This window comes from Alkalihalobacillus alcalophilus ATCC 27647 = CGMCC 1.3604, from assembly GCF_000292245.2.
Taxonomy (GTDB): domain Bacteria; phylum Bacillota; class Bacilli; order Bacillales; family Bacillaceae_D; genus Alkalihalobacillus; species Alkalihalobacillus alcalophilus.
Map to the genome: position 1 here is coordinate 1 of NZ_ALPT02000126.1, position 8,398 is coordinate 8,398.

Annotated in this window: 8 protein-coding genes and 1 pseudogene; 2 read left to right on the top strand and 7 right to left on the bottom strand. The window is 41.2% G+C overall.

Features of this window, described 5'->3' with window-relative positions:
* Positions 1 to 626 precede the first annotated feature (626 nt).
* The 3 genes and pseudogenes from BALCAV_RS23160 to BALCAV_RS20085 all read right to left on the bottom strand — a co-directional run bounded on the left by BALCAV_RS23160 (position 627) and on the right by BALCAV_RS20085 (position 2,641).
* On the bottom strand, positions 627 to 1,004 hold the full coding sequence (locus tag BALCAV_RS23160) for a peptidoglycan-binding domain-containing protein (RefSeq protein WP_326938329.1): 378 nt from the start codon (positions 1,002 to 1,004) through the stop codon (positions 627 to 629).
* Between the two features lie 108 nt (positions 1,005 to 1,112).
* Positions 1,113 to 1,853: pseudogene (locus BALCAV_RS22955) on the bottom strand (peptidoglycan recognition protein family protein); the annotation flags it as partial.
* 245 nt (positions 1,854 to 2,098) lie between these two features.
* On the bottom strand, positions 2,099 to 2,641 hold the full coding sequence (locus BALCAV_RS20085) for an LOG family protein (protein WP_003322538.1): 543 nt from the start codon (positions 2,639 to 2,641) through the stop codon (positions 2,099 to 2,101).
* 250 nt (positions 2,642 to 2,891) lie between these two features.
* On the opposite strand from BALCAV_RS20085, the gene BALCAV_RS20090 reads away from it, so the two are divergent.
* Positions 2,892 to 4,121, top strand: coding sequence for a DNA polymerase IV (locus BALCAV_RS20090; RefSeq protein WP_003322537.1), 1,230 nt, complete (start codon positions 2,892 to 2,894; stop codon positions 4,119 to 4,121).
* Positions 4,118 to 4,456 carry a YolD-like family protein gene (locus BALCAV_RS20095; protein WP_003322536.1) on the top strand — a complete coding sequence of 113 codons (339 nt, stop codon included), beginning with the start codon at positions 4,118 to 4,120 and terminating at the stop codon, positions 4,454 to 4,456. The genes BALCAV_RS20090 and BALCAV_RS20095 overlap by 4 nt, the downstream gene beginning before the upstream one ends.
* A 129-nt stretch (positions 4,457 to 4,585) precedes the next feature.
* On the opposite strand, the gene BALCAV_RS20100 is transcribed toward BALCAV_RS20095, so the two are convergent.
* From BALCAV_RS20100 to BALCAV_RS20115, 4 genes are all read right to left on the bottom strand, one after another.
* A complete protein-coding gene (locus BALCAV_RS20100; RefSeq protein ID WP_003322534.1) occupies positions 4,586 to 6,136 on the bottom strand; it encodes an acyl-CoA carboxylase subunit beta in 1,551 nt (516 codons plus the stop codon).
* 59 nt (positions 6,137 to 6,195) lie between these two features.
* On the bottom strand, positions 6,196 to 6,621 hold the full coding sequence (gene mce / locus BALCAV_RS20105; protein WP_003322533.1) for a methylmalonyl-CoA epimerase: 426 nt from the start codon (positions 6,619 to 6,621) through the stop codon (positions 6,196 to 6,198).
* An 88-nt stretch (positions 6,622 to 6,709) separates the two neighbouring features.
* A complete protein-coding gene (locus BALCAV_RS20110) occupies positions 6,710 to 6,949 on the bottom strand; it encodes a hypothetical protein (RefSeq protein WP_003322532.1) in 240 nt (79 codons plus the stop codon).
* Positions 6,946 to 7,359 carry an acetyl-CoA carboxylase biotin carboxyl carrier protein gene (locus BALCAV_RS20115; protein WP_235213156.1) on the bottom strand — a complete coding sequence of 138 codons (414 nt, stop codon included), beginning with the start codon at positions 7,357 to 7,359 and terminating at the stop codon, positions 6,946 to 6,948. Before BALCAV_RS20115 ends, BALCAV_RS20110 begins: the two co-directional genes overlap by 4 nt.
* Positions 7,360 to 8,398: the final 1,039 nt, after the last annotated feature.

Below are 8,398 nucleotides of genomic sequence, written 5' to 3' on the forward strand. Positions count from 1 at the left end.
CATTGACTCCCTATGTTTTCCTTTGCGGCTCTGATTCACATGCTTTTGACTTCATTCGAGCTCTATGATTCCCTTTGCGGCTCTGATTCATGGGCTTTTGACTTCATTCGAGCTCTATGATTCCCTTTGGTGCTCTGACTCATATGCTTTTGACATCATTGACTCCCTATGATTCCCTTTGCCGCTCTGATTCATGGGCTTTTGGCTTCATTCGAGCTCTATGATTCCCTTTGGCACTCTGATTCATATGCTTTTGGCATCATTGACTCCTTATGATTCCCTTTGGCACTCTGATTCATATGCTTTTGGCATCATTGACTCCCTATGATTTCCTTTACAGCTCTGATTCATATGCTTTTGGCATCATTGACTCCCTATGATTCCCTTTGGCACTCTGATTCATATGTTTTTGGCATCATTGACTCCCTATGATTCCCTTTGGCACTCTGATTCATATGCTTTTGGCATCATTGACTCCCTATGATTCCCTTTGGCACTCTGATTCATATGCTTTTGGCATCATTCCCCACTCCTTTCTTTTCCCCTTGTCTAGTAAAAAAAGAATCATTAGCCCTCATAGACTAATGATCCTAGTAGAATTGTTTTTCTTTAATAACATTCAGTTTTTAAAACAACCGATTCCAAGTAACTGGTCCTACTTTTCCATCAACAGTTATTCCTTGTTGTCTTTGGAAGTTCCGGACAGCTCTTTCTGTGTTAGGACCGAAAATGCCATCTGCCGTCACACCTAATCTTCTTTGCACTTCACGAACGTCATCCCCACGCATATTAGGACTTCTTAATGTTAATAAGCGACTATACGTTGGCTTTGTTCGGGGATTTTCAATCGCGGCCCACGTTTTGGGACCAACAATTCCATCTGCTGTTAATCCTTGAGCTCGTTGAAATTCACGAACTTTTTGCTCTGTGTTAGGTCCAAAAATACCATCTACCGCTGCTCCAACAGCTCTTTGTACAGTCCGAACATCGTCCCCAGTCATCATTGGGCGTATATTTCTTAATGTGCGTTTTTGTCCCCCCCCTCCTGATGCTGGTGGGGGTGATGGGGCTGGCGGGGCTGGCGGTGTTGGGGGTGGTGGCGTTGGGGATGCTTCTAACGCTTTCGCTAGAGCCTGATTCGTTTGTGGTCCTACAATTCCATCAACGGTTATATTTTGTTTACGTTGAAAAGAACGGACCGCATTTTCGGTTTCTGCCCCAAAATCACCGTCTACTCCAAATCGTGGTAAACTCTCCCCTACTTTTAAGAGGTCTTGTTGTAATTGCCGAACAGCCTCACCTTTACTACCTCGTCTTAACAGGTTCGATGGCGTTTGAACTCCTCCTACTTCAGGCTTTTCAATGATATCAACATCAGGTGACTGGCGAACTTGAGCGATAAATGAATCCCATATTTTTAACAAAGTAGCCGGACAATTTTTTCCTGTCCAACGCTGATGTGGTACGACGTTATTTATTGAAATACCATGCTCCTCCATTAAAAAGCGAATTAATGAAACGGCATTCTCCGTTGCCTCTGTAAAGTCACCGTCACTATTCACACATATTTCGATTCCAATCGATTCACGATTGCCTTGTCCAGTCCCACCATCTCCTGCATGCCAGCCAATCTCATTAGTAGGTAAATGTTGATAAATCGTAGCACCATCATCAACTGTATAATGCCAACTAACTGAAGTAGTCGGATTTTTAACATATTCGGCATGCATCCTAGCATTTGCTCCATTTCGACGATTCGCCGTTTCATGAACGGTAATAAAACGTGGCGTCATTCGCGTTCCTGGACGATTTCGATTGCTAGTCGGAATAAAATCTTGTCTAATTTCCATAATACATACTCCTCCTTCCTTTCCCTATCACATTTATTGATATGGACTTCGATAATCTCTCAAAATGATCTCTTTGACAAATAGATCTTACTTTACGTTATGCCACATCTTTTTAAAATGGTTAGGACAAACAGGAATTTTTTTTCATGCTGCTTATCTTCTAAATCGAATAATCAGCAAAAAATGGGGAGGGGTTTCAAAAAAGGCTACAATCTCCAAATAATGAACGACTGTAGCATAGGTTTGTCTTAATTTTTACTTAAGATTCTTTGCAGCAACTGTGCTGGCTCGTCTTCCATAATGATTAACTTTCGATAGGATTCTTTGACAAATCCTTGTTTGATCATATGTTCAAACAATTCTAGCAATGGAGTATAGTAACCATTGACATTTAAGAGACAACACGGTTTATTATGATAACCTATATGTGCCCAAGTTAACACTTCAAACCATTCCTCCATCGTGCCAGCCCCTCCTGGTAACGCAATAAATGCATCGGCTTTCTCTGCCATCATCGCTTTTCGTTCATGCATCGTCTGGACGATGTGCAGCTCGGTAATTTGACGATGGGCTACTTCAACACTTGCCAATTTTTCTGGAATGACCCCAACGACCTCACCCCCTGCTTTCATCACAGCATCTGCCACAGCACCCATACATCCGACAGTCGCTCCACCGTAAACGAGTCCGAGGTTATTTTTCGCTATCTCTTCCCCTAATAATCGAGCCCTCTCCATATAAACTGGCTCACTTCCTTCATTCGCTCCACAAAAAACCGCCACTCGTTTCATTAAGCTCTCACCCCTTCTTCGTCTCTCTTTTTTATTTTACATCAGAATAGCGAATATTCTTGTCGTTTTTTTGTAAAAGCCCCTTAAACTTTTTCTTCTTTCATATAGAAACGATTCGTATTTTATTAGGGCTAAATTTATTCATTACTCCTTACCCCTACTTAAATTCCATTATTTCTCATTGAATAACGAACGTATTTTCGCATATAATAAAATACGAACATAAGTTCCTAAAAGGTAGGGGTTTAAAATGAAGGTTATTTTTTTAATTGATATGCAGTCCTTTTATGCCTCAGTCGAAAAGGCTCGCTTTCCAGAACATGCGAACAAACCACTTGTCGTCTCTGGGGATCCGGCTCGTCGAAGTGGTGTTATCCTCGCTGCTTGTCCGCTTGCCAAATCATATGGAATTCAAAATGCAGAACGCTTATGGGAAGCAAAGCAAAAATGCAACGACTTATTAATTGTTCGTCCTAGAATGCAAGAGTACGTTGATATTTCCCTGCAAATTACGGAATTATTAAAACAATATACTGACTTAGTCGAACCCTTTTCAATTGATGAACAGTTTCTTGATGTTACTGGTAGTCAACGACTTTTTGGCCCACCTGAGCAAATAGCGAAACAAATTCAACAACAAATATGGAATCAGATGCAAGTTCGAGCCCGGATTGGGATTGGTGAAAACAAAGTCCTCGCCAAAATGGCCTGTGACTTATTTGCGAAACATAATAAAGATGGCATTTACTGGCTTAAACAAAAGAATTTAGCTGAAACACTTTGGCCGCTACCAATCGAAAAGCTCTACGGTGTCGGGAGCAAACGCACAAAACATTTTCGCAATATGGGAATTCGTACGATTGGTCAATTTGCCAAAACACCATTAGAACGCTTTAAGAAAAAATGGGGAATTCCTGGTCATGTACTTTGGATGACCGCACATGGCATTGACTATTCACCCGTTACAACCGAATCCCATGACAGGCAAAAAGCTATTGGTCATGGCATGACACTGCCCAGAGATTATGACAATAAAACCGATATTAAAGTCGTTTTATTAGAGCTTTGTGAAGAAGTGTGCAGGAGAGCTCGGTCAAGAGGGGTACTTGGAGAGACCGTCAGCCTAAGCGTTTCCGGTGCTAGCTATAACATACCCCAGGGCTTTCATAGGCAATTAAAAATGGAGCAAGCAACAAATCTGACGCTTGAACTTTTTCATGCCGCCTGTCAGCTCCTCGAAAGATTTTGGCACGAATATCCGATTCGCCGCTTAGCTGTTTCCCTTTCAACACTCTCGAGTGACCAAGAAATTCAATTAAATTTATTTGAACAAAACCGCGATCAATTACTAAAACTTGAATCCACAATGGATACGATTAATTCTCGTTTTGGCAAAACTACGCTCATGCGGGCTACCTCACTGCTCTCTGCTAGCCAAGCAAAAGACCGTGCCGCAAAAATTGGAGGTCACTACCGATGAATGAACATTTAAAACGAGGAAATTTACTTTGGGAAGGAAGTCGAATGTTTCTTCCTGAGCATAAAGAAGCCTTACTTAAACAAAAAGAGGAAGAGCAAAAAGTCCCAAAGCCTGAGTTGGATGAACAAGCCTTTCAGGAAATTGGGCTCGTCATTTTAGATGCTCTCAACCATACACTCCCTGTCCGCATTGATTATTGGACACTAGGAAACATCAAACAGGCTGGGGGCTTAGTCGACCGTGTCAATCAAAGGGAGCAGCAAATTCACCTTGAAACAGCTAACGGTTCGCTCACACTAAATTTTAGTGATTTAATTAATGCGGAGCTGCTTTAGTTAAATCGCCGCTTTTGAGGAGTGCTCTTGGAGAGCGAATAGCAAGAGGAGGGGATTGATGACCGATTTGGATTTCCCCAACTCATAACACCACTTCACCGTCATTCAACCTTCTTGCACTTCCTCATTTTAAAGTGGCAAATTACCGTGCTTCCTATTAGGTCGTGATTCTTCTTTTCCTCGAAGCATTTGCAAAGCTTCTCTTAATTTCTTCCTTGTTTCGCGAGGGTCAATGACATCATCAACCATTCCATAAGCGGCCGCAATATAAGGGTTAGCAAACTGTTCTCGATATTCAGTTATTTTATTTCTCCGTGTTTGCTCTCGGTTCTCACTTTGTTCAATTTCTTTTGCAAAAATAATATTCGCTGCTGCTTCTGGCCCCATCACCGCAATTTCAGCATTTGGCCAAGCATAAACAAGGTCAGCCCCAATTGCTTTTGAATTTAACGCCACATAAGCACCACCAAAAGCTTTTCGCAAAATCACTGTAATCTTAGGCACTGTGGCTTCAGAATAGGCATACAAAATCTTTGCTCCGTGCCGAATAATTCCACTCTGCTCTTGGCTAGCACCAGGAAAGAAACCACTGACATCCTCAAACGTAATTACTGGAATATTAAAAGAATCACAAAAGCGAACAAAGCGAGACAATTTATCGGAAGCATTAATATCAAGCCCCCCTGCCATCACTTTTGGTTGATTGGCAACGAGCCCAACACTATGTCCAGCAATACGAGCGAAACCAATAACAATATTTTTAGCAAACTTTGCATGAACTTCTAGAAAGTCTGCGTTATCAACGATTGCTTCGATCACCTTTCGTACATCATAAACCTTCGTCGCCTCCGTTGGCACAAGTTCAAGTAAATGTTCACACCAATCATCCCCCTCGTCATTTTCAATAATAGGGGCTTTTTCCAAATAACTTTGCGGCAAAAAGGGTAAGAGCCGACGAACTTCCTCAAGCAAGGCTGATTCCGATTTTTCAGTAAAGTGGGCACAACCACTCATACTAGCGTGCATCTTCGCCCCACCTAACTCCTCAGCAGAGATTTGTTCACCTGTTACCGTTTCAATCACTTTAGGACCCGTAATAAACATTTGACTCGTCTCCTCAACCATAAAGACAAAATCCGTCAAAGCAGGTGAATAAACCGCCCCACCGGCACAAGAACCAAGAATAACGGAAATTTGTGGAATCACCCCCGAGTAAATCGAATTTCGATAAAAAAGTTGACCGTAACCATCTAAGGAGGCTACTCCTTCTTGAATCCTCGCTCCACCTGAATCATTTAATCCAATAATCGGTGCTTTCGCTTTAACAGCTAAGTCCATCAATCGAGCGATTTTTAATGCATGCATTTCTCCTAAAGCCCCACCAAATACCGTAAAATCTTGGGAGAAGACATAGACGAGACGACCAGCAATTTCACCATACCCCGTTACGACCCCATCCCCTGGTGCTTCGGTTTTCTCCATCCCAAACTGAGTGGAGCGATGTTGGATAAAAGCATTTAATTCGACAAACGAACCCGAGTCTAATAACAACTCAATGCGCTCCCTAGCTGTCCATTTTCCACGCGAATGCTGAGCATGAATTCGCTCCTCGCCTCCCCCAAGCTCAATCTTCTGTTTACGTGACATTAGGTCATGTAATTTGTCATACTCATTCTTCATAGGCTTCACCACCTTATCGCAAAATGAAAACTCACCCAAAACGAATAAGAAAAAAGCCCCTATTTATGATCAGGAGCTGGCTCACAAAGTTCAATCAATACACCGTGAGTTAATTTCGGATCAAGAAAATGAATGAATTGTCCCCCTGCCCCGAGTTTAGGCCCATCTCCAATCACTCGAATCCCTTTCTCTTCCATAAAAACAAAATCTTCTTCCATATTCTTGGATTTAAAGGCTAGATGATGAATCCCTTCTCCCCTCTTTTTAATAAACGAAGCAATAGGACTATCTGGAGACGTTGCTTGTAACAATTCAAGTTTGCACCCGCCAAGCTCAAAAAAAGCAATTCGGACCTTTTCACGCTCAACTGTTTCAAAACCAAGAAACGGCAACCGAAGAATCTCTTTATAAAAGACTAACGATTTCTCTAAATCACTAACAGCTATCCCGATATGGTCTAGCTGACGAACACTACGGTCTAACATCTACTTCTTCCTTCCTTCATCCCTCTACTAAAAAACAATTATCCCTTTATTCATAACGGCTTAATCCGAAAAAGAGATTGTTTCTGCTTTACAAATTGACCATTATCACTTTTAATGTATTTTGTGCTTTCTTATTAGTCTGTCTTTCTTCTATTTTTTTATTAAACTTAGCATTTCTTACCTGAAGCTCAGATTCACCAACTATAGACCTGCCATTCTGCCGTTTTAATTGAAGTTTTGATTCCCCTTTTACCGTTTCAATTTCTAATTCTTCAAGAGAAGAAGCTTCAAACCATTTGATAATCTCCCTGATTTCATAAAGTTTCAAGGAATCTCCTCCTCTTTAAGTTCCTTCACCAGTAAAAGAGGCTGACCATACTCAATAATCTCCCCATCTTGAACAAGCCATTCGACCACAACACCAGCCATCGGCGTTTTCATTTCTTGGCTTAATCTCAAGGCTTCCACCTGACAAACAGCGATTTTTTGTCCTACTTGAATCACATCGCCCACTTGTATACATGGATTAAAAAAACGACCAACAAATAAGGAATCAACACAGTTTACATTTGAAACAATAGCCACCTCACCAGCATTGTTTAAGCCATCTTTTCGCTTCACCTCCTCCTTAGGTGGGCTCGGTTTCTTCAAATAAAAACGAACCCCATTATTCACAAACGTTAATTCATTGACAGAGGAACGACTCAGCAACCGGATTAATTCTCTTAATTCGACCATATTGAGCAATTAACAATCCCTCCTTAGAATAAAAAGCGCAGTCCGTTCGTCCAGAAGCGAGAAAAAATAAGAACAGCTGATGAAGACGCTTTTTGTCTTCATTCAGATGGGCGATTTTTCTCGAGCTTCTAACGGACGTAGCTAGATTGAATAAAAAACGCAGTCCGTTCGTCCAGAAGCGAGAAAAAATACTGGGCGACTGTTGAAGACGCTTTTTGTCTTCATAAAGACGAACCGATTTTTCTCGAGCTTCTAACGGACGTAGCTAGATTGAATAAAAAGCGCAGTCCGTTCGTCCAGAAGCGAGAAAAAATAAGAACAGCTGATGAAGATGCTTTTTGTCTTCATTCAGATGGGCGATTTTTCTCGAGCTTCTAACGGACATAGCTAGATTAAATAAACAAAACTCCTCACAAGTTCAAATGCACCTCGTTCCAAAAATATGCAAATTTCAGACGTGATATGACAGCAAAAAGGAAGGGACAAACTAGAAAATTGTAAAATTCACCTTGCTTGGGGCAGGGGATTCCCCTGTGAGTCGGATTCGTACCTTAATTTAGCTAGATCGTGATTTTTATTACTTATTCGTGATTATTCGCACCGTAATTTAGCCAGCACGGCTTTTTCATTACCTATCTTCCATTTTTCGCACCGTAATTTAGACAGTTCACCTTTTTCATTACCTATCATCCATTTTTCGCACCGTAATTCCGACTGTTCACCTTTTTCATTACCTATCCACGATTATTCGTAAACACGTATTCAAACCACGTATATAATCCACCAGCACCTCCTGGTACGATAGATTTATCAAATGAAGGAAGTGTGCTGGTTATCTCTTCAACAGCCAAAAGCGAATGGAATTGATTTTTATCAGTATCTCGTGAAACTACTGACGGACATGCCGAACCTTAATATTTATCAAAAGCCGGAACACGTAACCATCTACTTATATGCCTTGCTCTCGGAAGATTTGTAGTTTTGAAATAAAGTCGTACCGCTTGTAAAAAAGATGTATTGTTTAAAAAAAGTTATACCA

Excerpts from the sequence above, each read along its gene's own strand:
- BALCAV_RS20085 (WP_003322538.1), bottom strand. The coding sequence starts at position 2,641 with ATGAAACGAGTGGCGGTTTTTTGTGGAGCGAATGAAGGAAGTGAGCCA.
- mce (WP_003322533.1), bottom strand. The coding sequence starts at position 6,621 with ATGTTAGACCGTAGTGTTCGTCAGCTAGACCATATCGGGATAGCTGTT.
- BALCAV_RS20095 (WP_003322536.1), top strand. The coding sequence starts at position 4,118 with ATGAATGAACATTTAAAACGAGGAAATTTACTTTGGGAAGGAAGTCGA.
- BALCAV_RS20100 (WP_003322534.1), bottom strand. The coding sequence starts at position 6,136 with ATGAAGAATGAGTATGACAAATTACATGACCTAATGTCACGTAAACAG.
- BALCAV_RS20090 (WP_003322537.1), top strand. The coding sequence starts at position 2,892 with ATGAAGGTTATTTTTTTAATTGATATGCAGTCCTTTTATGCCTCAGTC.
- BALCAV_RS23160 (WP_326938329.1), bottom strand. The coding sequence starts at position 1,004 with ATGATGACTGGGGACGATGTTCGGACTGTACAAAGAGCTGTTGGAGCA.
- BALCAV_RS20115 (WP_235213156.1), bottom strand. The coding sequence starts at position 7,359 with ATGGTCGAATTAAGAGAATTAATCCGGTTGCTGAGTCGTTCCTCTGTC.